The organism is Streptomyces sp. NBC_00250 (assembly GCF_036192275.1).
Taxonomy (GTDB): Bacteria; Actinomycetota; Actinomycetes; order Streptomycetales; family Streptomycetaceae; genus Streptomyces.
This window is the reverse complement of sequence record NZ_CP108088.1, coordinates 3,236,430-3,263,344: the sequence shown is the minus strand read 5'-3', so window position 1 is coordinate 3,263,344 and position 26,915 is coordinate 3,236,430. Positions and strand designations below refer to the sequence as shown.

The 26,915-nt window shown below is 71.3% G+C and carries 26 protein-coding genes; 7 read left to right on the top strand and 19 right to left on the bottom strand.

From position 1 onward, the window contains the following. Positions 1-39: 39 nt before the first annotated feature. From OG259_RS14430 to OG259_RS14370, 13 genes are all read right to left on the bottom strand, one after another. The gene (locus OG259_RS14430; protein WP_328942636.1) at positions 40-1,968 is read right to left on the bottom strand and encodes an MMPL family transporter; all 1,929 of its coding nucleotides are present in this window, start codon (positions 1,966-1,968) and stop codon (positions 40-42) included. Then, positions 1,958-2,923, bottom strand: a complete 966-nt coding sequence (locus OG259_RS14425) for an aldo/keto reductase (RefSeq protein ID WP_328942635.1) — start codon at positions 2,921-2,923, stop codon at positions 1,958-1,960. The genes OG259_RS14430 and OG259_RS14425 overlap by 11 nt, the downstream gene beginning before the upstream one ends. Further along, the gene (locus OG259_RS14420) at positions 2,923-3,930 is read right to left on the bottom strand and encodes an endonuclease/exonuclease/phosphatase family protein (RefSeq protein WP_328942634.1); all 1,008 of its coding nucleotides are present in this window, start codon (positions 3,928-3,930) and stop codon (positions 2,923-2,925) included. Before OG259_RS14420 ends, OG259_RS14425 begins: the two co-directional genes overlap by 1 nt. Positions 3,931-3,934: 4 nt before the next feature. Next, a complete protein-coding gene (locus OG259_RS14415) occupies positions 3,935-5,065 on the bottom strand; it encodes an endonuclease/exonuclease/phosphatase family protein (RefSeq protein ID WP_328942633.1) in 1,131 nt (376 codons plus the stop codon). Beyond that, positions 5,058-6,101, bottom strand: a complete 1,044-nt coding sequence (locus tag OG259_RS14410; protein WP_328942632.1) for a glycosyltransferase family 2 protein — start codon at positions 6,099-6,101, stop codon at positions 5,058-5,060. The genes OG259_RS14415 and OG259_RS14410 overlap by 8 nt, the downstream gene beginning before the upstream one ends. Before the next feature lie 12 nt (positions 6,102-6,113). After that, positions 6,114-7,181, bottom strand: coding sequence for an NAD-dependent epimerase/dehydratase family protein (locus tag OG259_RS14405; protein WP_266896482.1), 1,068 nt, complete (start codon positions 7,179-7,181; stop codon positions 6,114-6,116). Next, positions 7,175-8,605, bottom strand: coding sequence for an aspartate aminotransferase family protein (locus tag OG259_RS14400; protein ID WP_328942631.1), 1,431 nt, complete (start codon positions 8,603-8,605; stop codon positions 7,175-7,177). Before OG259_RS14400 ends, OG259_RS14405 begins: the two co-directional genes overlap by 7 nt. Next, the gene (locus OG259_RS14395) at positions 8,602-9,585 is read right to left on the bottom strand and encodes a lysylphosphatidylglycerol synthase domain-containing protein (protein WP_328942630.1); all 984 of its coding nucleotides are present in this window, start codon (positions 9,583-9,585) and stop codon (positions 8,602-8,604) included. The genes OG259_RS14400 and OG259_RS14395 overlap by 4 nt, the downstream gene beginning before the upstream one ends. A gap of 8 nt (positions 9,586-9,593) precedes the next feature. Beyond that, entirely contained in the window at positions 9,594-10,556 is a 963-nt protein-coding gene (locus tag OG259_RS14390) for a UbiA prenyltransferase family protein (RefSeq protein WP_328942629.1), read from the bottom strand. Positions 10,557-10,599: 43 nt separating this feature from the next. Continuing rightward, positions 10,600-11,640: a glycosyltransferase family 2 protein gene (locus tag OG259_RS14385; protein WP_328942628.1), complete on the bottom strand. Its 1,041-nt coding sequence runs from the start codon at positions 11,638-11,640 to the stop codon at positions 10,600-10,602. 61 nt (positions 11,641-11,701) lie between these two features. Continuing rightward, positions 11,702-11,980 carry a hypothetical protein gene (locus OG259_RS14380; RefSeq protein ID WP_328942627.1) on the bottom strand — a complete coding sequence of 93 codons (279 nt, stop codon included), beginning with the start codon at positions 11,978-11,980 and terminating at the stop codon, positions 11,702-11,704. Between the two features lie 26 nt (positions 11,981-12,006). Next, the gene (locus tag OG259_RS14375) at positions 12,007-12,207 is read right to left on the bottom strand and encodes a hypothetical protein (RefSeq protein WP_328942626.1); all 201 of its coding nucleotides are present in this window, start codon (positions 12,205-12,207) and stop codon (positions 12,007-12,009) included. A 456-nt stretch (positions 12,208-12,663) separates the two neighbouring features. After that, on the bottom strand, positions 12,664-13,428 hold the full coding sequence (locus OG259_RS14370) for a GntR family transcriptional regulator (RefSeq protein WP_266900895.1): 765 nt from the start codon (positions 13,426-13,428) through the stop codon (positions 12,664-12,666). A gap of 285 nt (positions 13,429-13,713) precedes the next feature. On the opposite strand from OG259_RS14370, the gene OG259_RS14365 reads away from it, so the two are divergent. From OG259_RS14365 to OG259_RS14350, 4 genes are all read left to right on the top strand, one after another. After that, positions 13,714-15,009, top strand: a complete 1,296-nt coding sequence (locus tag OG259_RS14365) for an extracellular solute-binding protein (RefSeq protein ID WP_328942625.1) — start codon at positions 13,714-13,716, stop codon at positions 15,007-15,009. Between the two features lie 149 nt (positions 15,010-15,158). Continuing rightward, complete coding sequence (locus OG259_RS14360; protein ID WP_328942624.1) at positions 15,159-16,181, top strand: carbohydrate ABC transporter permease; 1,023 nt, start codon at positions 15,159-15,161, stop codon at positions 16,179-16,181. 26 nt (positions 16,182-16,207) lie between these two features. Beyond that, positions 16,208-17,044, top strand: coding sequence for a carbohydrate ABC transporter permease (locus OG259_RS14355; protein WP_328947088.1), 837 nt, complete (start codon positions 16,208-16,210; stop codon positions 17,042-17,044). Between the two features lie 9 nt (positions 17,045-17,053). After that, the gene (locus OG259_RS14350) at positions 17,054-18,577 is read left to right on the top strand and encodes a glycoside hydrolase family 3 protein (RefSeq protein ID WP_328942623.1); all 1,524 of its coding nucleotides are present in this window, start codon (positions 17,054-17,056) and stop codon (positions 18,575-18,577) included. Positions 18,578-18,667: 90 nt separating this feature from the next. On the opposite strand, the gene nagB is transcribed toward OG259_RS14350, so the two are convergent. Further along, on the bottom strand, positions 18,668-19,453 hold the full coding sequence (gene nagB / locus OG259_RS14345; RefSeq protein WP_328947087.1) for a glucosamine-6-phosphate deaminase: 786 nt from the start codon (positions 19,451-19,453) through the stop codon (positions 18,668-18,670). A 182-nt stretch (positions 19,454-19,635) separates the two neighbouring features. Beyond that, entirely contained in the window at positions 19,636-20,388 is a 753-nt protein-coding gene (locus tag OG259_RS14340) for an SDR family oxidoreductase (RefSeq protein WP_328942622.1), read from the bottom strand. 83 nt (positions 20,389-20,471) lie between these two features. On the opposite strand from OG259_RS14340, the gene OG259_RS14335 reads away from it, so the two are divergent. Together OG259_RS14335 and OG259_RS14330 are read left to right on the top strand one after the other, a co-directional pair. Beyond that, the gene (locus OG259_RS14335; RefSeq protein WP_328942621.1) at positions 20,472-21,074 is read left to right on the top strand and encodes a TetR/AcrR family transcriptional regulator; all 603 of its coding nucleotides are present in this window, start codon (positions 20,472-20,474) and stop codon (positions 21,072-21,074) included. Between the two features lie 331 nt (positions 21,075-21,405). Then, positions 21,406-22,872: a sensor histidine kinase gene (locus OG259_RS14330; protein WP_328942620.1), complete on the top strand. Its 1,467-nt coding sequence runs from the start codon at positions 21,406-21,408 to the stop codon at positions 22,870-22,872. Between the two features lie 245 nt (positions 22,873-23,117). On the opposite strand, the gene OG259_RS14325 is transcribed toward OG259_RS14330, so the two are convergent. Next, positions 23,118-23,375, bottom strand: coding sequence for a WhiB family transcriptional regulator (locus OG259_RS14325; RefSeq protein WP_003953983.1), 258 nt, complete (start codon positions 23,373-23,375; stop codon positions 23,118-23,120). 318 nt (positions 23,376-23,693) lie between these two features. Then, a complete protein-coding gene (locus OG259_RS14320; RefSeq protein WP_266896511.1) occupies positions 23,694-24,662 on the bottom strand; it encodes a diacylglycerol/lipid kinase family protein in 969 nt (322 codons plus the stop codon). Positions 24,663-24,956: 294 nt separating this feature from the next. On the opposite strand from OG259_RS14320, the gene OG259_RS14315 reads away from it, so the two are divergent. Continuing rightward, positions 24,957-25,376 carry a hypothetical protein gene (locus tag OG259_RS14315; RefSeq protein WP_328942619.1) on the top strand — a complete coding sequence of 140 codons (420 nt, stop codon included), beginning with the start codon at positions 24,957-24,959 and terminating at the stop codon, positions 25,374-25,376. A 14-nt stretch (positions 25,377-25,390) separates the two neighbouring features. On the opposite strand, the gene OG259_RS14310 is transcribed toward OG259_RS14315, so the two are convergent. Together OG259_RS14310 and OG259_RS14305 are read right to left on the bottom strand one after the other, a co-directional pair. Further along, positions 25,391-26,494: an RNA polymerase sigma factor SigF gene (locus tag OG259_RS14310; RefSeq protein WP_328942618.1), complete on the bottom strand. Its 1,104-nt coding sequence runs from the start codon at positions 26,492-26,494 to the stop codon at positions 25,391-25,393. Next, a complete protein-coding gene (locus OG259_RS14305) occupies positions 26,491-26,904 on the bottom strand; it encodes an anti-sigma regulatory factor (protein WP_019889334.1) in 414 nt (137 codons plus the stop codon). The genes OG259_RS14310 and OG259_RS14305 overlap by 4 nt, the downstream gene beginning before the upstream one ends. Positions 26,905-26,915 lie beyond the last annotated feature (11 nt).

The window sequence follows — 26,915 nt, the reverse complement described above, 5'->3', positions numbered from 1 at the left end:
TCGCGGTCGTCGATGCTATGGGGGAGGTGCCCTCTAGGTCTAGACCAATCGTGGTGAACTCCGGGGTACGGGGCGAGCGTCGAGCACCGGCCGGGCGCCGTACCGGCCGACTGATGCGTCGAGGACCGCCGCCATCGCGAACCCCGAGACGAGCAGGGCCAGTTCGACCTGCGGGCCGATCCCGACCGCGAGCACCGCGAGCGCGCCCGCGCAGGCCGCCACGGCTCCCGCCCCCGAGGGGCCGCCCGCCGCCGAGGCCACCGAGCGGTCGAGCGACACACAGAAGGCGAAGGCACCCACGACGAGGGGGACCCAGCCGGTGACGGCTCCGGTGCCGGGCGGGCCCCACTGCCACAGGACGGTGAGCGCGCCCGCCGACGCGGCGGCGGCGAGCAGCGCGCCGAGGACGGCACGGAAGGCGGCGCCCGCCGCGGTGAGGGCGGCGAGAACTCCGAATGCGGCCAGGGCGGCTGCCGGGGCCGCGTAGGGGAGGAGCCCGTAGACGCCTTCCACGAGGTCGCGGTCCACCACGCCGGAGCCGCCGACGAGGGTGGGGGCACGCGTACCTCCCGGGGCGTTCGTTCCTCCCGCCAGGGCCGACCGCAGCGCCGTCACCGTCGCCGCGCCCGCCGCCGTCATCGGTTCCTCCGCCGGTACGACCACGACCACGGCCGAACCCGCACGGCGCCAGTCGGCCGCCGGCGGGGCCGCCGCGAGCAGCACCCCCGGGACCCGGGCCGCCCGCGCGGCCACCGCTTCCGCGTCCGCGCCCTCGGGGACCAGGACCTCCAGCGGATTCAGGACCCCCGACGGCACCCCGGCCGCCGTGAGCCGGTCGAGACCGTCGCGGGCGGGGCCGCTCGCCACCAGGGCGTGGGCCTCCGGATTGCCCACCCGCAGCTGCGTGGCCGCACCGGCGAGGAGGACGAGGAGGGCCAGGCCGACCGCCGCGAAGGATCGCCCGGCCGGTCGGGCGACGGGGGCGCGGCCGATCCGCGTCCGGGGGGCCATCGAGCGGAGCACCGGCGCCAGGGTCAGCGTCGCCGCCGTGCCCACCACCCACACCGCGAGCCCCGCGATCCCCACCGAGCGCAGGAACGACGCCGGGAAGAACGCCAGGACCACACAGGCCGCCGCCCCCGCCGCACCGGCCGCCACCGCCGGCCGGGCGCCGGTCTCCGGCGGCTGCGCCCAACGGTGCACCGCGAGGACGAGCGCCGTGACCGGCACCAGGTACACCACGACGAAGCTGATCTCGGTGAACCCGGCCACCGCCTCCACCAGGACCAGCGCCCCCACCGCCGTCACCCCGGCGAGCAGCAGCGGCGCCAGGGCCCCGAGCGGCGAACGGAACGCCAGGACGAGGAGCACCAGCAGCCCGATCGCGCAGGCCGCCTTCACCGCGAGGGCCACCGTGTCCGGCCCCGCCACCGCGCTGTCGTGCTGGAGCGGCAGCCCGCCCGTCACCTCGATCCGGGCCTCCGGCAGCGCCGACCGAAGCCCCGTGCGCAGCGTGCCCGCCGCCTCCTCGACGGCCGCGAGCCCCGCCAGATCCGGCTTCCCGGCGCCCGGGTAGACCAGCGCGTACACGGTCCGGCCGTCCGCCCCGAGGAAGCCCTCGTCGCCCGTGCCCGCGTACGAGACCGTCCGGGCGCCCGGGCCCGCCGCCCGCTCCACGACGGACGCGAACCGCCCGGCCGCCTCCGGGGCCCGTACGTCCGTGGCCGCCGGCCAGGTCGCGACCGCGACCAGCGGGGCGACGGCCGCCCCGTTCCCGTACCGCTCCTGGATCGCCTGGTTCGCCCGGTGACCGGGCCCGCCGGACGCGGTGAACGACTGGTCGAGCCGGCCGAGGCCCAGCACCGCCACCACGCCGCCGAGCAGCAGCGCCAGCACCCAGGCCACCCCGACGGCCACCCGGTGGCGCAGCGCGAACTCCCGTATCCGAAACGTCTGTTCAGTCGACATCGTCGAGCCGCTTCCTCAGCTCCGCGTCCAGACGCAGGCCCACCGCGCCGAGCGTCTCGTCCAGCTGCTCCGTCGAACTCGCCCCGATCACCGGCAGCACGGGCAGCTCACCGCCCGACGCCCATGCCAGGACCACCTGGTTGGCGGTCACCCCGAGCTCGGCCGCGACCTCCGCGAGCACCTTGAGCCGCCGCTCCGAACCCTCGTGCCGGTACTGCTCCGGCACCTCCTTGGCCGGATCGGTGTACGCCCCCGTCAGCTGGGTCGTGTACGCCGTGAACGTCAGCTCCGGCCGCGTCCCCAGATAGTCGAGCAGCTCCTCCGAGGCATGCGGGTTCACCCCGAACTCCGCGCCGGGGCGCGGCCGCAGATAGGTGTACCGCTGCTGCACGGCCGCGTAGTCCGGCACCCCGGCGGCCACCGCCGCGCCCCGGGACTCCTCGATCCGCCAGGCCGCGAAGTTGGAGCAGCCGGCCCGGCCGATCTTCCCCGTGTCCTCCAGCTCGCCGAAGGCGCCCATGGTCTCCGCGACCGGCGTCCGCCGGTCGTCGATGTGCGCGTAGTAGAGATCGATCCGGTCCGTGCCGAGGTTCCGCAGGCTCTCCTCCACCTGGCGCTGCAGCACGGGGGCCGAGAGCCCCTCCGCGCACTCCGGCCAGGCCGAACCGGGCGGGTCCGGCAGCGCGCCGACCTTGGTGGCCAGCACCATCTCGTCCCGGACGCCCCGGCTGCGCAGCCAGCGGCCGATGACCAGCTCGCTCTCGGCGCCCGTCGCCCCCGGCTCCCAGAAGGCGTACGTGTTGGCGGTGTCGATGAAGGTGCCGCCCGCCTCGTGGAAACGGTCGAGGACGGCGAAGGCGGCGGCCTCGTCGATCCGGGTGCCGAACGGCAGGGTGCCGAGGCACAGCGTGCTCACGCGAGGGCCCTCGGGGCCGCCCAGGTTGGTGTACTCCATCAGTTCTTCCCTCTTTCTCGCAGGTGGGGGGTGGTGACTGTCAGTTCCTGGACCAGGTGGTCCGACAGGCCGGCCGCATCGACGAAGCGGTACGAGCCGACCCGGGCACCGCCACCGGTGAACGCCCAGTCGATCCGCCAGAGCCGCAGCCGCGCACGGGCGTTCCAACTGGCGGGACAGAGCGAGCGGCAGACCCCGATCGCGTCGCGCAGCGAGCCGTGCGCCCCGCGCGTCCCGCGCATCCGGCGGATGTCCCCGATGGCCGCGCTGGTGTTGAAGTCGCCGGTCACCAGGACCGGGTGCGGATTGTCCCGCAGGTCCGCGACGAGCGCCGTGTACTCCCGGTCGCGGGCGGCGGCCCGCCGCCGCATGTCCCGCAGGAAGGCCGGGCGCAGCGGGTTCATCACCGTCAGCTGCACCGGGATGTGGACGTTGTACGTGGACAGGATCCCGTCGCCGATCCGCAGGTCCACCCGGAGCGAGCAGGCGCCGACCGGCACGGGCGGGCCGACGGGCGGGAACCGGGACAGCGTCACCGAGTTGTTGTCCACGGCCAGGTGGTGTTCGGGGAACGCCGCCCGGATCCGCTCCTCGTCGTCGATGTCCCAGACCTCGCCGCCCTCGAAGCCGTTCAGGTACTCCTGGAGGACGTAGACGTCCGCCGCTAGGGAGCGCAGGAAGGAGTAGAAGCGCTCGGGGTCGCCGCCCTGGTTCCAGTGCTGGGTGTTCCAGGAGACGAGCCGCAGCCCCTCCGCGGCGTCCGAACGACGGGCCAGTGCCCGCGGGTTGATCCCGTTCTGCGTCCAGCCCGCGAGCAGACAGCCCGCGGCGAGTGCCCCCGCCGCCCACCCGCCGGTCGCCGCGGCGGCGGCGAGCAGGGCCAGCGGGACGGCGGCGAAGACGAGCGGCGGCAGCAGGGAGACCGCGAGCCAGGGCCACCAGCGCCCGTTCAGCGCGAGGTGCAGGGCGAGGAACCCCGCCCAGACCAGGGCGCACGACAGCAGCACGTCGTCACCCGTTCCCCGGCAGGGACACCCAGAGGTCCTGCACCGCGTGGTCGGAGAGCTTCTCCGGCTCGTCGAACTCGTAGCGCTCGGCCTTCGCCCCGTTTCCCGTGAACGCCCAGTCCGTCCGCCAGAAGGGCTTCCAGCCGCCCTCCTCCCAGCTCGTGGGGTGCGGGTCGGTGCTCACCTCCGCCGCGTCGTCGAGGCGCTCCCGCAGCGGGTCGAGGTCGGACATCGCGGCCGTCGCGTTGAAGTCACCGGCCACCACGACCGGGTTGCGGTTGGCCGCGAGGTCGGCCTCCAGGCCGGCGTACTGCGCCCTGCGCGGGGCGAACCGTTCCCGCATGTGACGGTAGAAGGCGGCGGAGAGCAGCCCGTCCGGCATGCTGTTCCACACCGGCATGTGCACGTTGTAGAACGACACCGTCCTGCCCCCGACGCGCACGTCCGTCCGCAGCACCTTGTTCTCCCGGTACTCCGTCTGCCAGTCCGCGCCGGGCGGCAGGTCCCCGGCCGGGCCGACGGCGGGCTGCCGCAGGATCGGGAAGCGGGAGAGCGTCACCAGCTCCCCCCGGACCGCGACCTGGTAGCCGGGGAACTCCCGGCGCAGCCGCGCCAGGTCGTCGACGGGCAGCCTGCCCTTCCGGTCGGCGGTCACGTGCTGGTACTCGTGCAGCAGGTACACGTCCGCGTCCTTCGCCTTCAGGAAGGCGTAGAAGTGGTCCTGCGTGCCGAGGAGCTGGTTCCACGAGTTGGTGTTCCAGGCGAAGACCCGCACGGAGTCCGCGCCGGGCCTCGGCTCCGACCGCCACAGCGCCGCCGGGTCGAAGCCCGACTGCCCGAAGCCCACGACCAGCGCGAGCGCGGCGGCGGCGAGACTCCGCCACCGGGCGGCGCCCCGGGCGAGCGGGGCGAGGGCCGCGAGCAGCAGCGGGACCAGGGCGAAGGCGGCGGGCGGGACGATGCCCACCAGATGCCCGAGCCAGATCCGGCCGTCCGCCGCCCACTCGACGAGCAGGAGCACGAGCCAGGCGAGGGCGGCGCCGAGGACGAGCCGGTTCGGGCGCCGCCGGGCCGGGGCTTCGGGGGGCCGTACCGGAGCCTCGGGGCCTGCCTCCGGCGCGAGGGTGTCAGCCACGGGAGGCACCCACGGTCACCGGTGCGGCATCGGGCCGGGGCTGCGGGTCGTACAGGTGCCGGAACCGCTTCGAGCACAGCCACTGCGTCCCCGCGACCCCGATCGCCGCGAACACGGTCAGGTTCACCAGGAAGTTGACGGCCACGAAGTACCCGAGGAACAGCCGCCCCCGGTGCCGCCGCACCTCCCGGTACATGTCCAGGTCGCCCCAGACGCCGAGGACGAACAGGGCGAGCGGGAGCAACGCCCACGCGGCCCCCCACAGCACCGGAGCGGCCAGCGCGGCGACCGTCAGGGGCGCGGCCAGGCTGGCGCCCGCGCGGGGTCCCGTGACGAAGCCGCCCTGGAGGTGGCGTCTGCCGAGGATGAGGGGGACGGCGAGCCGGGCGCGCGCGAAGACCTTGTCCAGGACGATCCGTACGGTGTCGTCGTGGTCGTGCCGGCCGCGTACCTCCAGGGAGCTGAGCACCGTGTACCGCTCGGAGATGCGGCGCCCGTAGTCCTGGTCCTCGGTGTGCCGCAGGATCGGGTTGAACGGCCCCACCTCGTCGAAGACCCGCCGGGGGATCGCCAGGATCGCGGTGTGGACGGTGTCGATGACCCCCTCGGACTTCAGCAGCAGGTAGTACTGCTGGAGCGAGCGGTACTCCTCGATGAGGCTGTCGCGGATGAGCGGCTCCGGCTCGTAGGTGCCGCAGATCGCCCCGTACCCCTGTCCGGAGTCGAGCAGTTCGACGGACTTGGCGACGGCGTCGGGGTGCATGGCGACGTCGGAGTCGAGGAAGACCAGGATCTCGCCGGAGGAGAGCTCGGCGCCGAGGTTGCGGGCGACCGCGACCCCGCTGTTGACGCCGGTGGAGACCACCCGGGCGCCGGCCGCCGCGGCGATCGCGGCGGAGTCGTCGGTGGAGCAGTCGTCGACGACGACGACCTCGATGTTCGGGTACGTCTGGGTGAGGGCGGCCTCGACGCACAGGCCGATCGAGCGGCCGTAGTTGTAGTTGGGGACGATGACGGAGACCAGCGGAACGGACATGATCGGGCTCTCCTAGAAAAGGACCTTGGCGAGGGAGAGGGCCCCCTGCCGCCACGGTTCGACACTGGTGACGCCCTCGCTCTTCTTCGCGGGACGGGAGCCGGCCGGGAGCGCGGCGGCGGTGCGCCGCTGCTCGCGCCACCAGGCGTAGGTGCGCAGGATCGCGTCCTGGTTGGAGTGCTTCGGCCGGAAGCCGAGGACGTCCCTGGCCTTGTCGGTGGAGACGAAGCTGTCGTCGAGGAGCTTGTGCAGCAGACGGCCGTAGACCGGGGAGAGCCCGGAGCGCTGGAGCAGGCTGAGCGCGGCGAGCGCCGGCTTCGCGGGCATCGAGCGGACCCGCTTGCCGTGCCCGGCGGCGTCCAGGACGGCCTGGAAGTCCTCCCGGATCGTGCCGAACGAGGTGGCCCCCAGGTTGAACGTGTCGTCCGCCGTCTCGGCCGGCGCGTCCATCGCGGTGACGACCGCGTCGACGAGGTCGTCCACGTCGAACATCTGGATGCGGACGTCGCCCCGGCCCAGGACCGGGAAGTTCCGGCCCTCCTCGGCCCACTCGAAGAGCATCGCGAACAGGCCCATCCGGCCCGGACCGAGGAAGGTCTTCGGCCGCAGGATCGGTACGCACATCTCCCGGCCCCGGAAGCGCTCGGCGACCTCCTCGGCCTCCGCCTTGGCGGCGCTGTAGGTGTCGACGGGCTCGCGCGGATACTCCTCCGGGGTGGGCACCACCTTCGGCAGTCCGTACACGGCGGTCGAGGAGATGTGCACGACCCGGGGCACGGCGTTCGCCTCGGCGGCCGTCAGGACCGCCTCCGTACCGCCGACGATCACCGACCGGATCATGTCGGCCGGGTAGCTGGGCAGGGCGGCGGCGCAGTGCACCACCACGTCCGCGTCCGCCGTGACCCGCTTCATCGTGACCGCGTCCCGGACGTCCGAGACGGTGTGCGTCAGGTTCTCGTGCTCCGTACGCGGGGCCCGCAGGTCCACACAGTGCACCTGCCGGCCGTCGCCGAGCAGCCGGTCGATCAGGGTCGAACCGAGCATGCCGGCACCGCCGGTCACCACAATGCGCTCTACCACAGCGACGACACCTTCTCCTTGACGAAACGGGTGAGCAGACGGGGCAGACCCTGGGCGAGGGTCTTGTCGAGGCAGTCCAGGAAGAACTCGACCTCGTGCGGCTCGGCGACCAGCGAGGGGGCGACCATCAGCGGGTTGTCGCCGTTGAGCGTGTAGTACGTGTAGATGCCGTGGTCCCGGTAGAGGGCGTTGACCACCGACGAGGTGATGAGCTTGGTGCGGAAGCGCGGGTCCTTCGTCATCGCGCCCGGCACCAGCTTCGTGACCAGCTCCAGGATCTTCGGGCCCTTGTGCAGGAAGACCCCGTGCAGCGCGCCGTGGCCGCGGACCTCGGCCACCACGTCCGGGTACTCCTTGGCGATCCGCTCCAGACCGGGGGCGAGGATCCGCTCGATGTCCCGCGCGCGGGCCGGATAGTCGTCCTCGACGGCCACGTTGACGGCCTCGATGGCGGTGACCGCCTCCTCGCCGAAGCCGTAGTAGGTGGTCGACGTCGACTGGAGCAGGGCGTCCGTGAGGTTGTCGTAGGCCTTGCGGAAGACAGGCTCGCGGGCGACGAAGGCGGAGATGGAGGACTTGCCGCCGCCGAAGGACTTCGAGGTGGTGAGGATGTCGGGGACCAGACCCTCGTACCGCATGAAGTGGAAGAGGGTGCCCGTCTTGCCCCAGCCGGTGTAGATCTCGTCGAAGAGCAGCACGATGTTCTCGGCGGTGCACAACTCCCGCAGCCCGCGCAGGAACTCCTCCGAGCACTCGTTCATCGTCGATGCCGACAGCGGCTCGATGAGGATCGCGTACACGTCCGACTCGCCCCTGTCGGTCCGGAGTTCGGCGACGAGCTCGCGGACCGAGTCCAGGTCCCCGTACCGGAAGATCCCCACGCCGGGGATGCCGGGGAACTGGAAACCCGACTGGTTCTGGCCGGTCAGGCTGCCCGAGCCGAGCAGCTTGCCGTGGAAGGAGATGTCGGCCCGCAGCACCCGGGAGCGCCGGCCGCCGTGGAACTTGTACGCCAGCTTGACCGCGCCCTCGACCGCCTCCGCACCGGAGTTGGGGAAGAACGACATGTTCAGGTCGCCGGGCAGCAGCTCCGCGAGGTTGTGGCCGAGGGCCGCGACGTACGGCGAGAAGTAGGTCTTGTGGACCTCCATGCTCTTCCGCTCCTGGAAGCGCTGCCGGGCGGCGAGGATCCGGGGGTGGTTGTGGCCGTGGTTGAGGACCCCGACACCACCGGTGAAGTCGAGCACCCGGCGGCCGTCGCGCTGGGTGATCCAGACGCCCTCGGCGCTCTCGACGAGCTCCTGGCCGAAGCCGAAGGAGGTCATCAGGGAGACCTGGCTCTTGTTGACGTGGTCCTTGTACAGGCCGTGGACCTGCTTGGTCGTCAGCGACTCGCAGTCGTCGACGGTGTAGAGGGCGGTCATGTCCGTTCCTTCGGGTCGGTGGGGGAGCGGCGGGGGAGGGTCAGGAGGAGGGCGGCGCCTCCGACGAGGACCTCGCTGAGCGTGCAGATCACCCGGCTGGCGACGGCGACGGCGGTCGCCTCCTGCCAGGGCAGTACGGCGGTCAGCGCCAGGAGCAGCAGGGCCTCGCGGGCACCCCAGCCGTCCGGCAGCACCACCACGAGGCTGGCGGCGGCGGTGGCCAGGGCGAAGCCGCCCACGCAGACCGGCAGCGCGGTCAGCGGCGGGGCGCCGAGCATCACGGCGAGCGCCCACAGGTGCAGTCCGCCGACCGCCCAGGAGGCGGTGGCCGAGGCGAGGGCCCGCCGCATGCCCCGGTCGCTCGCCCGGGTGGTGGGCGCCTGCCGCCGGGCGAGCCGGGCGGCGAACGCCGCCAGATGGTGCAGCAGTCCGGGCCGTACGGCCCAGGCGACGGTGACCGCGCCCGGCAGGACCAGCCACCAGGCCTCGGCGCCGATCGTCCAGGGCGCGGCGATCGGGCCCACGGCGAGGCCGGTGAGGACGGCCACGATCAGATTGAGCAGGAAGACGGCGAGGACGACCGGCGCGGACACTCCCGCCGCACCGCCCATCCGCAGCTGGGCGAGGACGCCCCAGACCGCCCCCGGCACGTACTTGCCGAGGTAGGAGGTGAAGTAGATCCGGGTCGCGGTCCTGCCGGGCACCCCGGGCCCGAGGTCGGCGAGGAGGGTCCGCCAGGTGGCCATGGAGCACAGGACGGCGAGGGCGTTGGCGACCAGTGCCCCGAGGAGGTAGGGGACGGAGTCGGGTCGCAGCACGAGGGCGGCGAGCTCGCCGGCCCGGCCGTACAGGGCGTAGCCGATGCCGGTGGCGACGGCGACGGGGAAGAGGACGGGGAGGGCGCGACGGAGGCGGCCGCGCGGGGGCTTGGTCGCGGGGGGCGTGAGGGGCGTGGTGGCAGGGGCGGTGGTGGTGGTCATGTCCGGCCTCAGGACCCGAGGTGGCTGAGCGGCCACGCGCCGGCCAGCAGCGCCGACCAGAGCAGGGCGTTGGAGACGGTCATCCGGTCGCTGAACAGCGCCCGCGAGGGATTGCCGCCACCCGCGTCGACCACGAGCAGCTGCAGGTAGCGGGCGAGTCCGAAGAGCGCGAACGGGGCGGTGAGCACCGCGACCAGCGGCCCGTGCGCGCCGAAGACCGGACTGTCCTGCACCTGGAGGACGTAACTGACCGCCGTGAGCACCGCGGTGAAGGCGAGCAGCTGGTCGAGGAAGCCGAGGGTGTAGCCGCGCAGCGCGGGCCGGTGCAGCACCCCTCCGACCGCCATCTCGTGGCGCCGCTTGCCCAGGATCAGCAGCAGGCACAGGGAGAAGACACAGAGGGTGAGCCAGCTCGGCACCGGGTTCCCCGAGGCCAGGCAGCCCTGGGCGAGGCGCAGGACGAAACCGAGGGCGACGATGAAGACGTCGAGCAGCGGGACGTGCTTGAGCCCCTTGCTGTACGCGGCGTTGAGCGCGATGTACGCGGCGACCGGCCACCAGTCGACGAGCGCGGCCGTGCCGGTGAGCACCGTGAGACCGACCGTCGCCACGAGGAGGACGGCGAGGGCGGCGGCGAAGGAGACGGCGGTCGCGACGCCGATCCGTCCGGCGGCGATCGGACGGTGCCGCTTCTCCGGGTGGCGGCGGTCGCGGTCCCGGTCGCCGAGGTCGTTGACCAGGTAGATCAGCGCGGAGGCGAGGGTGAAGACGCCGATCGCGGCGAGCGCTCCGGCGAGCGCGGCACCGTCGAGGTGGGGTGCGCCGAGCAGGCCGAGGGGGACGACGACCAGGTTCTTCGTCCACTGTCCAGGGCGGACGAGGGAGGTGAGATCGGCGAGACGACTGGGAGGACGGGAGGCCGGCGGGCGGGCCGTCGGCGCCTGTCGGCCGGTGAGCGTGGGCGTGGCCATGAACGGGCTCCTGTGGGGAGGGGCGTACGGAGGTCGGCGGTGGTCATCCGGTGAGGGAGGTGGGAGAAGCGGCGGTGGACGCGGTGGCTTCGGGACGGCGGCGCACGCTGGGCCCGAAGTCCGGCTCGGTGAGCCAGCGGACGGTGCCGCGCGCCGCGCCGAGCACGATCGCCTGGTGCAGCACGAAGTGGACGGCGGTGAAGTAGAGGAGGAAGCCGGGTCCGCGGGTCCGGAGCGCGAACCGGCTCAGACCCGGATCGGCGCAGGCGAAGACCAGCGCGCAGACGGCGGGGACGAGCAGCAGCCACGGTGTGAGCAGGCCGAGGAGGAGGGTGGGGAGGGTGAGCGCGGCGGCGAGGACGCCGAGCGGCCGGTTGGCGGTGAGGCCGCCCTCCCGCAGCTGCCCGAGCGCCGCGATGAGCAGCTGCGAGCGCCGGTACTGCTCACGGAGCATCGCCCCGAGCCGGTCGACGTCGTCGTGCCGGCCGCGGATCGCCTCGGTCATCAGGATCCGGTGGGTCCGGACGAGCCGGCCGCTGTACTCGACGTCCTCCGAGTCCCGGAGGTTCTCGTCGAAGGGTCCGGTCGCCTCGAAGACCTCCTTGCGGATCGCGCCGAGGGCGAAGAACGCGGTACGGACCTCGCCGGCGGCGCGGCGGCGCCAGAAGTGGGCGTGCAGGGCGTGGTAGCGCTCCACGGGCCCGTCGTCGAAGAGCGGTTCGGGGTCGAGAACCCCGTGGACACAGCCGAGACCGGGGTCGTCCCGGAGCAGGTCGGCGGCGTTCGCGAGGGCCTCGGGATGGAGGGCCGTGTCGGAGTCGAGGAAGAAGAGGATCTCGCCGCGGGCGGCGGCGGCTCCGAGGTTCCGGGCGGCGGACACCCCGCTGTTGTGGGGGTTGGCGATCAGGACGACGTCGAACTCCCGGGCGATGTCCCGGGACCTGTCGGTGCTCGCGTCGTCGACGACGATGACGTCGAGCGGGGCGTGGGTCTGGGCGAACACCGAGGTCAGACAGGCGTGGAGGGTCTTCTCGTAGTTGTAGTTGGGGATGACGACGGACACGCTGGGACGGGCCCTGGGCATGGGGGTTCCTTGGAAGGGCGGTCAGGGGGTTTCGGCGTGGGGCTCGGCGTGTGGGGGCGCTTCAGAGCAGCCGGAAGTCCGCGATGCGGTGGCGGGAGAGTGCGGGGGAGTGGCCGAGGAGGCGTCGGCAGAGCAGCAGCGCGTGGCCGACGGCCTCGATCTCGTCCGGGCCCCGGATGTACAGGGCGAGGCGGACGGTTCGGTCGAGAACCAGCGCCCGCGCGGATTCGAAACGGTCCTGCGGACGGGCGACGCGGTGCAGCGTCTCGACGAGGAGTGCGGCGGACGGGGCCGGTGGGGGGTCGGTGTCCGGGGCGGGGTCGTCGTCCGATGCCCTCATCGAGATGCCGACGAGGTAGATGACGATCAGCCCCAGGAGAAGCCGTCGTCGCCGGCGGTGGTCCGCGCGGCCGCGACCGTCGTTCCGCCGTCGGTGACACCCGCTCCGTCGGACGCCGGGTCCGCCGCCAGGACGAGGGTCAGCGCGGCCGCGGCGGGGACGAGCAGGGCGAGGGCGGGGCGGACCTGAATGCGGGCGAAAGCGGCGAAACGGGTGGCGCTGAGCATGGCGGAACTGCCTTCCTGGCGATACGGACGGGGAATGCCGGGGGTGGGTCTCCCTGCGCCGCTCCCGGGCTCTTCCGGGCGGCTCCGACAGGTCCAAGACTGGCCCGCCGGGGGTGCCCTGTCACCGGAAAACGGCTGGCGCCAACCGCGTGGCCGTTAGGAGCCAGTCCGTGCGCACGGCCGCCGCGCGCCGCTCACCTGGGGGTTTCCGGGAGGCGTCACGTTCCGGCCAGGCGGAAGGTGCCGGGCGGCCGTCATCTCGCGGTACGGCCCCGGGGTCTCCGTACGGCCCGGGGTCTTACCGTGCGGGTTCCGGGGTCTCCGTGCGGCCGTCGGGGCCTTCCCGTACGGCCCCGGGGCCTCCGTACGGCCGTCGGGGTCTTCCCGTGCGGGCTCCGGAAACGCCGAACGGCCGCACCCGGTGGGGTGCGGCCGTTCGTGTCCCTTGCGAAAGGCTCAGCCGTTGGGCCGCTTCAGGCGCGCCACGAACTTGTACCGGTCGCCGCGGTAGACCGACCGCACCCATTCGACCGGCTCGCCCTGGGCGTCCAGCGAGTGGCGGGAGAGCATCAGCATCGGCAGGCCCACGTCCGTGCCGAGCAGTCCGGCCTCGCGCGGGGTGGCGAGGGAGGTCTCGATGGTCTCCTCGGCCTCGGCGAGGTGCACGTCGTACACCTCGGCGAGTGCGGTGTACAACGAGGTGTACTTCACAAGCGAACGCCGCAGCGCGGGGAATCGCTTTGCGGAGAGATGGGTGGTTTCGATCGCCATCGGCTCGCCGCTCGCGAGGCGCAGTCGCTCAATGCGGAGCACCCGTCCGCCGGCCGAGATGTCGAGCAGCCCGGCGAGCGTGTCGTCTGCGGTGACGTAGCCGATGTCGAGGAGCTGCGAGGTGGGCTCCAGGCCCTGGGCGCGCATGTCCTCCGTGTAGGAGGTGAGTTGCAGGGCCTGGGAGACCTTGGGCTTGGCCACGAAGGTGCCCTTGCCCTGGATGCGCTCCAGTCGGCCCTCGACGACCAGCTCCTGGAGGGCCTGGCGCACGGTGGTGCGCGAGGTGTCGAACTCGGCGGCGAGCGTGCGCTCCGGAGGGACCGGCGTGCCGGGCGGCAGGGTCTCCGTCATGTCGAGCAAATGCCGCTTCAGTCGGTAGTACTTGGGCACGCGCGCGGTACGGGTGGGTGCCCCACCCTCCGTCTCCGTGCTGCCCGCGTCCGTGGCCATGGCCTGCCTTCCCGACTCCTGTGCTGCTGCCGTCACCGGCTCCTCCGTCTGTCGCGGCTCACATGGTGGCACGGACCGGTCACGGGTCGTCGCCCTCCCTCAGGTGTCGGTCCGATAACGGACGCGACTGCCCTTCTTATACACCCTTGACACCCCTAAAGGTCTAGGCCAAGCTCCGGGTACTGGTCTAAACCATTAAAGACCAGGTCCCAGCCCCACGAGCACTACCCGACGTATGTCTTCGCGCGGTGGGCAGGGGTTGCAGGCATCCCTGAGGAGGGTGGCGTGAAGCGCAAGCTCATCGCGGCGATCGGCGTCGCAGGCATGATGGTCTCTATCGCTGCGTGCGGTTCCGACAGTGACAAGGGTAAGGACGGCGCCAAGGCGCCGGCCGGGGGCGACAAGACTCTGACCGTCTGGGTCATGGACGGTTCCGCCCCGGACGCCTGGATGACCGAGGTGAACAAGGCCTTCGAGGCCAAGCACCCGGGCGTCAAGGTCAAGGTCGAGAAGCAGATCTGGAACGGCATCCAGGAGAAGGTCACCACCGCGCTCTCCGAGGACACCCCGCCGGACGTTCTGGAGCTCGGCAACACGCAGACCGCGGGCTACGCCGTCACGGGCGGCCTCGCCGACCTGACCGGCGACAAGGCCACGCTGGGCTACGACGCCTGGAACAAGGGCATGGTCGCCTCCAACGAGCTGGACGGCAAGCTCTACTCGGCCCCGTGGTACGCCGCCAACCGCGTCGTCGTCTACGACAAGGCCGCCTTCAAGAAGGCCGGCGTCACCCCGCCGAAGACCCGCGCCGAGTGGATCGACGGTCTGAAGAAGCTCAAGGCCTCCGACCCGAAGTCGCAGGCGATCTACCTGCCGGGCCAGTCCTGGTACGTCCTCGCCGGTCTCATCTGGGACGAGGGCAGCGACCTCGCGGTCAAGGACGGCGACAAGTGGAAGGGCAACCTGTCCTCCCCCGAGGCCGTCAACGCCATGAACTTCTACAAGGAGCTGGCGTCCTACTCCACCGCTCCGAAGGACAAGGACGAGGCGACCCCGCAGCAGTCCACCGACATCGTCCCCAAGGGCGGCGTGGCGTCCTGGATCGGTCTCGGCTGGGAGGCCGGCGGCGCGATCGACGCCATGAAGAAGGCCGGCAAGACCGCCGACTTCGGCTACTTCCCGATCCCGGGCAAGACGGCCGACAAGCCGGGCTCCGTCTTCCTCGGCGGCTCGAACCTCGCCATCGCCGAGCGCTCCCAGAACAAGGAGCTCGCGAAGGAGTGGCTGGCCCTCGCCGCCGGCAAGGAGTACATGACGAAGTACGCCACCGCCACCGCGGGCGCGCTGCTTCCCAACACCGACGCCGCGCAGTTCAAGCCGGCCGCCGGCTCCTTCGCCGAGGCCATGGCCGCGTCCTCCGCCTCCGGCAAGGTCACCCCGGTCACCCCGGGCTGGGCGAACGTCGAGACCGCCCCGAACCCGATCAAGGACTTCATGACCAAGGTCCTGAAGGGTCAGGACGCCAAGGCGGCCGGCGAGGCGGCCGACAAGGTCATCAACGAGCGCATCAACCAGCAGTAATCAGCAGCACCAGCAGTAATCCGTAGCCCGGTGGTGCGGCCGGTCACGCACCGGCCGCACCATCGGCGCTTCACGAGTGATCAGCGGCCCGCTCCCCCGGGCCGCGCCCCGGTGGGCGCGGGAGCCCCAGAACCGCGAGGAATAAGACCATGACCGTGGACTCCCAGGGGACGGCGACCGCCGATCCTCAGGACGCGCCCGGGAGGGCGGCAGGGAAGTCTCAGACTCCGCCACCCCCTTCGGGCCCGAAGGAAGTCCTTAAGCCTTCGCGCGGCAGGCGTTCCCTGCCCAGCGGGTGGCTGCCGTACCTGCTCGTCGCGCCTGCCCTGCTGTCCATGGCGGTGCTGCTGCTCTACCCGCTGATCCGCAATGTGATCCTCTCCTTCCAGCAGCTCAACCGGAAGGAGTTCATCACCCGCGAGACCGTCTGGACCGGCTTCGACAACTACACCGAACTCCTGGGTGACCCGGAGTTCTGGACCGTCGTCGTCCGAAGCGTCGTCTTCACGGCCGTCAACGTCTTCCTCATCATGGCGATCGGCACCGGCATCGGCCTGCTGCTCAACCGCCTCGGCAAGAAGATGCGACTGGTCCTCTCGCTGGCCCTGATGTTCGCCTGGGCCATGCCGATCGTCGCCTCCGTCACGGTCTTCCGCTGGCTCTTCGACGAGCAGTTCGGCGTCGTGAACTGGCTGATGCGCACGCTGGGCTTCGACGGCTACGAGCAGCACAACTGGTTCGAGACCGGGTTCTCGACCCTCGTCATCATCATGATCCTGCTCGTCTGGGGCTCCATCCCCTTCGTCGCCCTCAACATGTACGCCGCCCTGACCACCGTCGGGTCCGAGCTGTACGAGGCCGCGAAGATGGACGGCGCCAGCGGCTGGCGCACCTTCTGGGCCGTGGTCTTCCCGAACCTGAAGTCGTTCTTCATGATCACGACGTTCCTGGAGATCATCTGGATCTTCAAGGCCTTCGCCCAGGTCTACGCCATGAACCTGGGTGGCCCCGACCGCGGCTCCGAGACGCTCCCGGTCTTCGCCTACATCGAGGGCGTCGGCCAGTTCCACTACGGTGTCGCCGCGGCCATCTCCATCCTGACGATCGTGATGCTCATCGCGGTCATGTCCTTCTACTTCCGCCTGATCCTGAAGCAGGAGGAGGAGCTGTGAGCGCCACCACCCAGACTCCGCAGAAGCTGCGCACCAGGAAGCCGCTCACGGTCCCCGTGGTCGCCAAGAACCTCACCGCCCTCCTGCTCGCGGTCGTCTTCGTCTTCCCCGTGTACTGGATGTTCTCGTCCTCGCTGAAGCCGCAGCACGAGATCATGACGAAGGACCCCGTCTTCGTCTTCACCCCGACGTTCGAGAACTACACGACCGCCACCGGCGTCGACCTGTTCTGGACGTACGTGACCAACAGCCTCATGGTCACCGTCGGTGCCGTGGTGCTCGCCCTGGTCGTCGCCCTGGCCGCGAGCTTCGCGATAGCCCGGATGAAGTTCAAGGGGCGCAAGGGCATCGTCCTCACCGTCATGATGGCGCAGATGGCCCCCTGGGAGGTCATGGTCATCGCGATGTACATGATCTCCCGTGAGAACGACATGCTGAACAGCATTCCGGCGCTCACGCTCATCTACTTCGTGATGGTCCTCCCCTTCACCATGTGGACCCTGCGCGGCTTCATCGCCGCCGTCCCGGTCGAGCTGGAGGAGGCCGCGCAGATCGACGGCTGCACCCGCAGTCAGGCGTTCCGCAAGGTGATCTTCCCGCTGCTCGCCCCCGGCCTGATGTCGACCTCGCTCTTCGGCTTCATCACCGCCTGGAACGAGTTCGCCATGATCCTCATGCTGAACAAGGAGAAGGAGTCGCAGACCCTGACGCTCTGGCTGACCCAGTTCCAGACCGCGTTCGGCAGCGACTGGGGCGCCACCATGGCCGCCTCCACGCTCTTCTCGCTCCCTGTGCTCATCGTCTTCCTCTTCCTCCAGCGCAAGGCCGTCGGCGGCATGACCGCCGGCGCGGTGAAGGGATAAGGGCTCCTCATGACCACACTCGTACACGCCACGGACACCCTGACCCGTGACGCGCTCACGGTGCTCCAGCCCGGGTTCGTCGGCACCACCGCGCCCGACTGGCTGCTGCGCCGCATAGGCGAGGGCCTGTCGTCCGTCGGCCTGTTCGGCCGGAACATCGTCAGCCCCGAGCAGCTCACCGCGCTCACCGCGCAGCTCAGGGCCGAGCGGGACGACGTCCTCGTCGCCATCGACGAGGAGGGCGGGGACGTCACCCGCCTGGAGGTCAAGCAGGGCTCGTCCTTCCCCGGCAACTACGCCCTCGGCAGCGTCGACGACGTCGAGCTGACCCGGGCCGTGGCCCGCGAACTCGGCCGCCGGCTCGCGGCCTGCGGTGTCGACCTCAACTGGGCGCCCTCCGCCGACGTCAACTCCAACGCCGAGAACCCCGTCATCGGCGTCCGGTCCTTCGGGCCGGACCCGGACCTGGTCGCCCGGCACACCGTGGCGTACGTCGACGGCCTGCAGGGCGTCGGGGTCGCGGCCTGCACCAAGCACTTTCCCGGACACGGCGACACCAACGTGGACTCCCACGACGCGCTGCCCCGGATCGATGTGGACCTCGCCACACTGCACACCCGTGAGCTGGTACCTTTCCGCGCTGCCGTCGCCGCGGGTACCAAAGCGGTCATGAGCGCGCATATTCTTCTCTCCGCGCTCGACCCCCACCGCCCGGCCACCCTGAGCCCGCAGATCCTCACGGGTCTGCTCCGCCAGGAACTGGGCTTCGAGGGGCTGATCGTCACCGACGGCATGGAGATGCAGGCCGTCGCGGCGACGTACGGCATCGAGCGCGGATCCGTCCTCGCCATCGCCGCGGGCGCCGACGCCATCTGCGTCGGCGGCGGGCTGTGCGACGAGGACACCGTGCTGCAGCTGCGCGACGCGCTCGTCAATGCGGTACGGACCGGTGAACTGCCCGAGGAGCGGCTGGCCGACGCCGCGGCGCGCGTGCGCGCCCTGGCGGCCTGGACCCAGGCGCACCGGGCCAGGGGGGCTGGATCGGTGCCGGGCGCGGCAGTGCAGGAGGGGACCGCGCCCGGCGCCGACATCGGACTCGTCGCCGCCCGCCGGGCCCTGAAGGTGACCCGGGGGGAGCGGCCGTACACCCCGATGACCAGCGCTCCCTACGTGGCCTCCTTCACCCCCGTCGCGAACTTCGCGGTCGGCGACGAGACGCCCTGGGGCATCGCCGCCGAGCTGGAGCGACTGCTGCCCGGCACGGAGACCGGTTCCTACGCCGACTCCTCGGTGGACGCCGTCCTCGCCGCAGCGGGGGAGCGGCGGATCGTGGCCGTCGTACGCGACGTCCACCGGCACACGTGGATGATCGAGGCCCTGGACGCCCTGATCGCGGCCCGCCCGGACACCGTCGTGGTCGAGATGGGCCTCAACGAGGCGGAGCCCCGCGGGGCCCTGCACATCGCCACGCACGGCGCGGCCCGGGTCTGCGGCCGCGCGGCCGCCGAGGCCGTCGTCGGAACCGGCGCCTGACCACCGCCTCCGGCACACGTCGTACGCGAAGGGGCCCGGCACCTGAACAGGTGCCGGGCCCCTTCGTCGTACACGGGGGTTCCGGGCGGTTCAGATGCCCTGCCAGGCGGGCTTGTTCGCGAAGGTGTGACGGAAGTAGTCCGCGAGCTTCAGCTTGGAGGCGGCGGCCTCGTCCACCACGACCGTGGCGTGCGGGTGCAGCTGCAGCGCGGAGGCCGGCACCAGCGCCGCCACCGGGCCCTCGACGGTCTGTGCCACGGCCTCGGCCTTGCCCTCGCCGGTGGCGAGCAGCACCAGGTGACGGGCCTCCAGGATGGTGCCGATGCCCTGGGTGATGACGTGGTGCGGCACCTGCTCGATGTCGTTGTCGAAGAAGCGGGCGTTGTCCACGCGGGTCTGCTCGGTCAGCGTCTTGATCCGGGTGCGGGAGGCGAGCGAGGAGCACGGCTCGTTGAAGCCGATGTGCCCGTCGGTGCCGATGCCGAGGATCTGCAGGTCCACGCCACCGGCCTCGGCGAGCGCCGTGTCGTACGCCTCGCAGGCCGCCAGGACGTCCGCGGCGGAGCCGTCGGGGCCCATGAAGGCCTCCTGGGAGAGCCCGAGCGGCTCGACGACCTGGCGGAGCACGGTGGAGCGGTACGACTCGGGGTGGCCCGAGGGCAGTCCGACGTACTCGTCCAGCTGGGCGATCCGGGCCCGCGAGGCGTCCACGGAGCCGGCCTCGACCTGGGCGATCAGCGCGTCGTAGATGGGCAGCGGAGTCGAGCCGGTGGCCACGCCGAGCAGCGCGTCGGGCTTGCGGCGCAGGAGGTCGGCGATGCCGTCCGCGATGAGTTCGCCGCCCGCCTTGGCGTCCTTGACGATGACAACTTCCACGCTGTGCCTGCCGATCTGGTGAGGGGCTGGTGAGGGAGCCATGTGGTATAGACCAATCAAAGCCAAATCTAGCAGAGGAGGGGCCTTCCCCTCATGCTGTTCCGCCTCCCGGACGCGCCCGCCGCCTCCATCGTCGGCCGCCCGTGTCCCCCCAGCCACTCGAACCCCTCGGACCCTCAAGGTCAGGCGATGGAGCCCCCCGTCGCGTCGATCCACTGCCCGGTCACCCAGCGCCCGTCGTGCGAGGCCAGGAAGGCCACCACGTCGGCTATGTCCTCCGGGGTGCCGACCTTGCCCAGGGCCGACATCGCCGCCGCTCCCGCCCAGGCCTCGTCGTTCCCCCGCAGCCAGCCCGCGTTGATGTCGGTGTCCACGATGCCCGGCGCCACCGCGTTGACCGTGATCCCGCGCGAACCCAGCACCTTCGACAGATAGCGGGTGAACACGTCGAGCGCGCTCTTCGACATCGCGTACGCCATCAGCTCCGGCATCACCGCCGCGTGCGAGAGGCCCGTCGAGACGTTCACGATCCGGCCCCCGTCGCGCAGTCGCTCCGCGCCGAGCTGTGCGAGGAAGAACGGCGCCCTGGTGTTGACGGCGAAGATCCGCTCGTACTCCTCCTCGGTGATCGTCGCGAACGGCGAGGAGGCCCCGATCCCCGCGTTGTTCACCAGGATGTCCAGGCCCTCGCTGTGGGCGTCGAACGCGGCCCACAGCGCCTCCGCGTCCCCCGGCACCCCGAGCTCCTGCCCGATCGCGAAGGCCTCGCCGCCGGCGGCCTCGATCGCCGCGACCGTCTCCTTCGCCGCCGCCTCGTTGCTCCCGTAGTGCACCGCGACCCGCGCCCCGTCGCGGCCGAGCCGCTCGGCGATCCCCCGCCCGATGCCCCGGCTGCCACCCGTCACCAGAGCCGTCTTTCCTTCGAGCACGCCCATGACGACGCCCCCCTCATTTCTGTAGCGGTCGTTACGAAAAGACCGTACCCCACTTCCGTAGTGGCCGCTATAGAATTCACTCCATGGTGACGACACAGCGCGGCCGCCCCCGCTCCTTCGACCGGCTCACGGCCCTGGAGAAGGCCACGATGGCCTTCTGGGAGCACGGCTACGAGACGACCTCCGTCTCCGACCTCACCCGCGCCATGGGCATCAGCGCCCCCAGCCTCTACGCCGCCTTCGGCGACAAGAAGACGCTGTTCGAGGAGGTCGTCGAGGCGTACACCACCTCGTTCGGGGCGTACGGCGGCCGGGCCTTCGCGGAGGAGGCGACCGCCCGCGGCGCCATAGGGCGGGTCCTGAGCGAGGCCGCCGAGCTCTTCACCGAGCCGGGTCACCCCCGCGGCTGCCTGATGATCTCCGCCGCGACCAACTGCTCGACCCCCGAGGTCGAGGAGGCCCTGAGAAGCCACAGGAACGCCAACCTGGCGAGCTTCGAGGCCCGGATCCGCCGGGACGTCGAGTCGGGCGAGCTGCCGGCCGACACCGACCCCCGGGCCCTCGCCCGCTTCAGCGGTGCCGTCCTCCAGGGCATGTCCCAGCAGGCCCGCGACGGGGCGACGGCGGAGGAACTGGCGGCCGTGGCCGAGACGGCGATGCGGGCCTGGCCCCCGGAGCGCCCGTAGGACCGGCCCCGGAAACACCCGCGGGCTACGGCGCCCGGCGGGACCCTCAGCCCGCCCGGCACCGCAGCCCGGAGTTGCATCGGCCGGGGGTGTGCGGTCCCTCGGCCGTGTGGGAGGTCTCGACGCAGTCAGGGCAGAGAGCGTCGGGTACCTCGTTCCATCCTCCTGTGCGGGGAGGATGGAGGTCTATTGCATTCATTGTGGACTAGACCATTCTCGTCTGTCCATCCACAGGAACACGGTGCTTCCTGGCCCATCCTCCAGCACGGAGCCCCGGAGATCCAGGTTCACCGCCCCTTTATTCCGCGGGTACGCTCGCACCGTGCCCTCCATGAACGACCTCGTGCGCCAGCACACCGCCCTGAGCGACTCCGACCTCGAGTGGCTCCACCTGCTGGTGTCGGAGTGGCAGCTGCTCTCCGACCTCTCCTTCGCCGACCTCGTCCTCTGGGTCCCGACCCTCGACGGCACGCGGTACGTCTCCGTCGCCCAGATGCGGCCGAACACCGGCCCCACCTCCTATCAGGACGACATGATCGGCCACCTCGTGCCGCGCGGCCGCCGCCCGCTGCTCGACGCCGCGCTCGACGAGGGCAGGATCGTCCGCGAGGGCGACCCGGAGTGGCGCGAGGAGGTCCCGGTACGGGTCGAGTCCATCCCCGTGCGCCGCGAGGGCCGGGTCCTCGGCGTCATCGCCCGCAACACCAATCTGCTGACCGTCCGCACCCCCTCCCGCCTGGAGCTCACCTACCTCCAGTCGGCCTCCGACCTCGCCCAGATGATCGCGGCCGGGACCTTCCCCTTCCCCGGCGAGCAGGTCGACATGGACTCCTCGCCCCGCGCCGGCGACGGACTCGTCCGCCTGGACGCCGAGGGCATCGTCCAGTACGCCTCGCCGAACGCCCTCTCCGCGTACCACCGGCTCGGCCTCGCCGCCGATCTCGTCGGCCAGCACCTGGGCCAGATCACCGCCGAACTCGCCCCCTCGCGCGGCCCGGTGGACGAGGCGCTGGTCACGCTGGCCTCCGGCTACGCGCCCCGTGAGTTCGAGGTCGAGGGCAACGGCGGGGTGATCCAGCTCCGCGCGATCCCGCTCAAGCCCAAGGGCACCCGTATCGGTTCGCTCGTCCTGCTTCGGGACGTCACCGAACTGCGCCGCCGGGAGCGCGAGTTGATCACCAAGGACGCCACCATCCGGGAGATCCACCACCGGGTGAAGAACAACCTCCAGACGGTGGCCGCCCTGTTGCGCCTCCAGGCCCGCCGGATGGACTCCGACCAGGGCCGCGAGGCACTCAACGAGGCCGTGCGGCGCGTCGGTTCGATCGCGATCGTCCACGAGACGCTGTCCCAGAACCTGGACGAGCGTGTGGAGTTCGACGAGATCGCCGACCGTGTGATCGCGATGGTCGCCGAGATCTCCCCGGGCAGGGTGACCTGTCGGCGCAACGGCCGCTTCGGCATTCTCGACGCCGAGGTCGCGACCCCGCTCTCGATGGTCCTCACCGAGATCCTCCAGAACGCCCTGGAACACGCGTTCACCCAGGGCGACGAGGGCACCGTCGAGGTCACCGCCGTGCGCGGCGAGCCCAGGGCCGACGCCCGGCTCCTGATCACGGTCCAGGACGACGGCCGCGGTCTGCCCGAGGGCTTCGACCCGCAGCGGGCGGGCAACCTCGGCCTCCAGATCGTACGGACCCTGGTGGAAGGGGAGTTGGGCGGATCCTTCGACATGCTGCCCGGCGCCGAGCGCGGTACGAAGGTGGTCCTCGACATCCCTGTGCTTCCGCAGAAGTAGTCCGCACGGCGAAACGCGAACCTCACGCGCGCACCTCAAGCGCGCATTGCGAAACGCGCACCGCGAAACGCGGACCGCAGCAGACGCGCATCGGAAAACATGCGGTGCACGCAGCAGCGAGCCCCGGACCGAAGGAAATCGGTCCGGGGCTCGAATGCTGTGGGTTACTGCTGCGCGCTGCGGCTCGAGGGCGGTGATTGCATACGCGATGTATGCGCCGCTGGCCTCAGGCTGTCGGTGGGGCGTCAGGCGCTGGCGTTACGCGCCCGGTTGCGAGCGGCACGGCGCTTCATCGCGCGGCGCTCGTCCTCGCTGAGGCCACCCCAGACGCCGGAGTCCTGGCCGGACTCGAGCGCCCACTGCAGGCACTGCTCCATGACGGGGCAGCGGCGGCAGACGGCCTTGGCTTCCTCGATCTGCAGCAGCGCAGGACCGGTGTTGCCGATGGGGAAGAACAGCTCGGGGTCTTCCTCACGACAAACGGCGTTGTGACGCCAGTCCATGGCTGCTACCTCTCTAGGGTGTTACAAGCTGGTTGCTTGTGAATGTGAACGCTTTCACGAATCCCCCCGTAAGTGAAGGGCCGACTGCCAGATGAACTGGTGTGGTCCAGGTACTGAGGAGGGGTTCTGGCTCTCAGTGGAGGCCGGTGTTGCGGGCCGTCCCGATCGCCAAGAAGAGACTCGCAAACCTCGACACCGGATACAACCCCTTCCGGAAAGTTTTTTTTGATTCCTCGGTGTCGACTAGGTCACAGCCGTACTTCTAAGGGGTGGATGCGCGCCTAAACGTTCGAGTGAAAGGACTTTGGGCCCTTCCACTCACACAATCACACGCAGTGCACGGCGTACGCCTGTGAACGTCACGCTCGTACGCAGTCCCAGGTGGTCGCCGTCCATCTGCAGGGGGAGTGGGACCTTCGAATGCAAGGTGAAGTCGGTCAGGTCGTGCAGGGTTACGGCGTGCTTGCCGCGCGGCCCTCGTTCCGGGGTCGAGGTGAGCAGCTGGGTGGCGTAACGGGCCACCGCCGGGGTGGAGAGTCGGCGCAGTCCGAGCACGTCCAGCGCGGTTTCGAAGGAGGCCTCCGGGGACGCGTACACCGGACGATTGCCCAGGTAGGTCCAGGGGGAGGTGTTGCAGATTATGGAGAGGACGAGGTCCTCGACCGGCTCGGCGCCGGGGCGTTCCAGAGTGATCGTGCCGTGCCGGCGGTGGGGCTCCTCGAGGAACTGGCGGAACACCTGGCGCAGATAAAGGGCGTGCGTGGATCTCTTTCCGCGCTCCCGCTGCTGTTCGACCCGGCCGATGACGCTCGCGTCGAAACCGAGCCCGGCGCAGAAGGTGAACCAGCGGGACGGGACGGACTCGTCCTCCGTGCCCGGCGTTCCCGAGGCGAGACCGAGGCTCACTGTGCGTGCCCGCCGCTCACGCAGGGCGTCGAGCAGCGCGCCGGTCGCCTCGACGGCGTCGTTCGGCAGTCCGAGGGCCCGGGCGAACACGTTCGTCGAGCCACCTGGGACGACCGCGAGGCCCGGAAGGCGGTCGGGGTCGGGCCCGTCGTGCAGCAGTCCGTTGACGACCTCGTTCACCGTGCCGTCGCCGCCGAGGGCCACGACGAGGTCGATGTTGCCGGAGTCGGCGGCCCGCCGTCCCAGGTCCCGCGCGTGCCCGCGGTACTCGGTGGTGACCGCCTCCAGCTTCATCTCGCTCGCGAGCGCGTGGATGAGCACGTCACGGGTGCGGGCACTGGTGGTGGTGGCTGCCGGGTTGACCACGAGAAGTGCGCGCATGAGCGCCAGGGTACCTACCCGGCGGTACCGGGCCCAGTCCAGCCCGATCCCTGGACAATCCGGACCGGGGCACTCCACCCGGCACGGACCCCCTGATCCCGCCCGACCCGGCCGTCCCGACGCCGCCCGAACCCACCCGGCCCGGCCCTTCCGACGCCGCCCGGCATGGACCGTACGAACCCCGCCCGGCCCGGCTTCCCGATCCCGCCCGGCCCTGCCTTCCCGATCCCTCCCGATCCCGTCTGCCTCGCCCGGTCTCGGCCGTCCCGCCGGGCCCCCGCTACCCTGCCCTCTATGAGCAGTACGGAGCAGACCCCCCGTCCCGCCCGTCTGGCCGCCGCGGCGGCCGTGGCCGGTATCGAGGCCCTCGGCCTCGTCGCCGGGGGTGTCTACATGCTGGTGAACGCGCTGACCGGGACGTCCGAGGACCTCACCGGCGCCGCGACGGGCGCCGTGACGCTCGTCGCACTCGGGCTGATCCCGCTCGCAGCGGCCCGCGGCCTGTGGCTGCGCCGCTCCTGGAGCCGCGGCCCGGCCGTGATCACCCAGATCCTGGCGCTGCCGGTCGCCTGGCAGATGGTCCAGGCGAACAGCGCGATGATCCCGGCCGGAATCGTTCTCGGTGTCCTGGCCGTCACCGGGCTCGTCCTCCTGGTGAACCCGGCCACGACCGAGGCGCTCGGCATCCGGCGCCCCGGTCAGGACACGACGTAGTCCCGTTACCGGGTCTACTCTTCGACCAGGAGCTTCTCCCGCAGCTGCGCGAGGGTCCGGGCGAGCAGCCGGGAGACGTGCATCTGGGAGATGCCCACCTCCTGCGCGATCTGCGACTGGGTCATGTTCCCGAAGAAGCGCAGCAGCAGGATCCGCTTCTCCCGGGGCGGCAGGTCCTCCAGGAGCGGCTTGAGCGACTCGCGGTACTCGACCCCCTCAAGGGCCTCGTCCTCGGCGCCGAGCGTGTCAGCCACCGCCGGTGACTCGTCGTCCGTGTCGGGGACGTCCAGGGAGAGCGTCGAGTAGGCGTTCGCCGACTCCAGGCCCTCCAGGACCTCCTCCTCCGAGATCCCCAGCCGCTCGGCCAGCTCGTGCACGGTCGGCGAGCGGCCGTGCTGCTGGGAGAGCTCCGCCGTCGCCGTGGTCAGCGAGAGCCGCAGCTCCTGGAGCCGGCGCGGTACGCGGACCGCCCACCCCTTGTCACGGAAGTGGCGCTTGATCTCACCGACGACCGTGGGGGTCGCGTACGTCGAGAACTCGACGCCGCGCTCCGGGTCGAACCGGTCCACCGACTTGATCAGGCCGATGGTCGCCACCTGCGTCAGGTCGTCCAGCGGCTCGCCGCGGTTGCGGAAGCGCCGGGCCAGGTGCTCGACCAGCGGCAGGTGCATCCGCACCAGCTGGTTGCGCAGCTCGGCCTTCTCCGCGGAACCCTCGGGGAGCTCACGCAGCGTGACGAAGAGCGCGCGGGCGCCGCTCCGGTCGGTCGGGCTCGGGGGGACGGGGGTGTCTTCGGGCTCGTCGCCGTCCCCCGGCTTCTCCACCTCCGCCTCTGCCTCCGCGCCGGCTTCGGCTGCTTCCGGCTGAGGCTCTCCAGGAGTCCCAGGAGTCCCAGGAGTCCCAGGAGCCACGGAGGCCCCAGAGGCCTCGGGGGTCCCGTGGGCCCCGGAGGAGCCCTCCGCGCTCACAGGGCCCCGGGGGGCCTCGGAGACGCCTGGTGTCTCGGGAACCTCGTGGTGCTGCTCGTGCTCGCTCATCTGGTCCGCCTGCTCCGTAGCGACCTCATACGGCCGTGCCTGCTGCTCAGGGATGCCGGCCGTCGCGTCCCCGCGCCTCACGCCGGGCCTGGCCCCGCGCCGCGCTGTTTGTACAGGCTGATCGAGACCGTACGGTCGTCGGCCACCGACGATTCCACCTTCCCGGCCAGTGCCGACAGCACCGTCCAGGCGAAGGTGTCCCGCTCGGGCGCCCGGCCGTCGGTGGTCGGGGCGGAGACGGTCACGTCGAGGGAGTCGTCGACCAGCCGGAAGACACAGCTGAGGACGGATCCCGGCACGGCCTGCTGGAGCAGGATGGCGCAGGCCTCGTCGACCGCGATCCGCAAGTCCTCGATCTCGTCGAGGGTGAAGTCCAAGCGCGCCGCGAGGCCGGCCGTGGCCGTACGCAGCACGGACAGATAGGCACCCGCAGCGGGCAGCCGGACTTCCACGAAGTCCTGGGTCCCGGGCTCGCCTGCGATCTGGGACACCCTCACCTCCA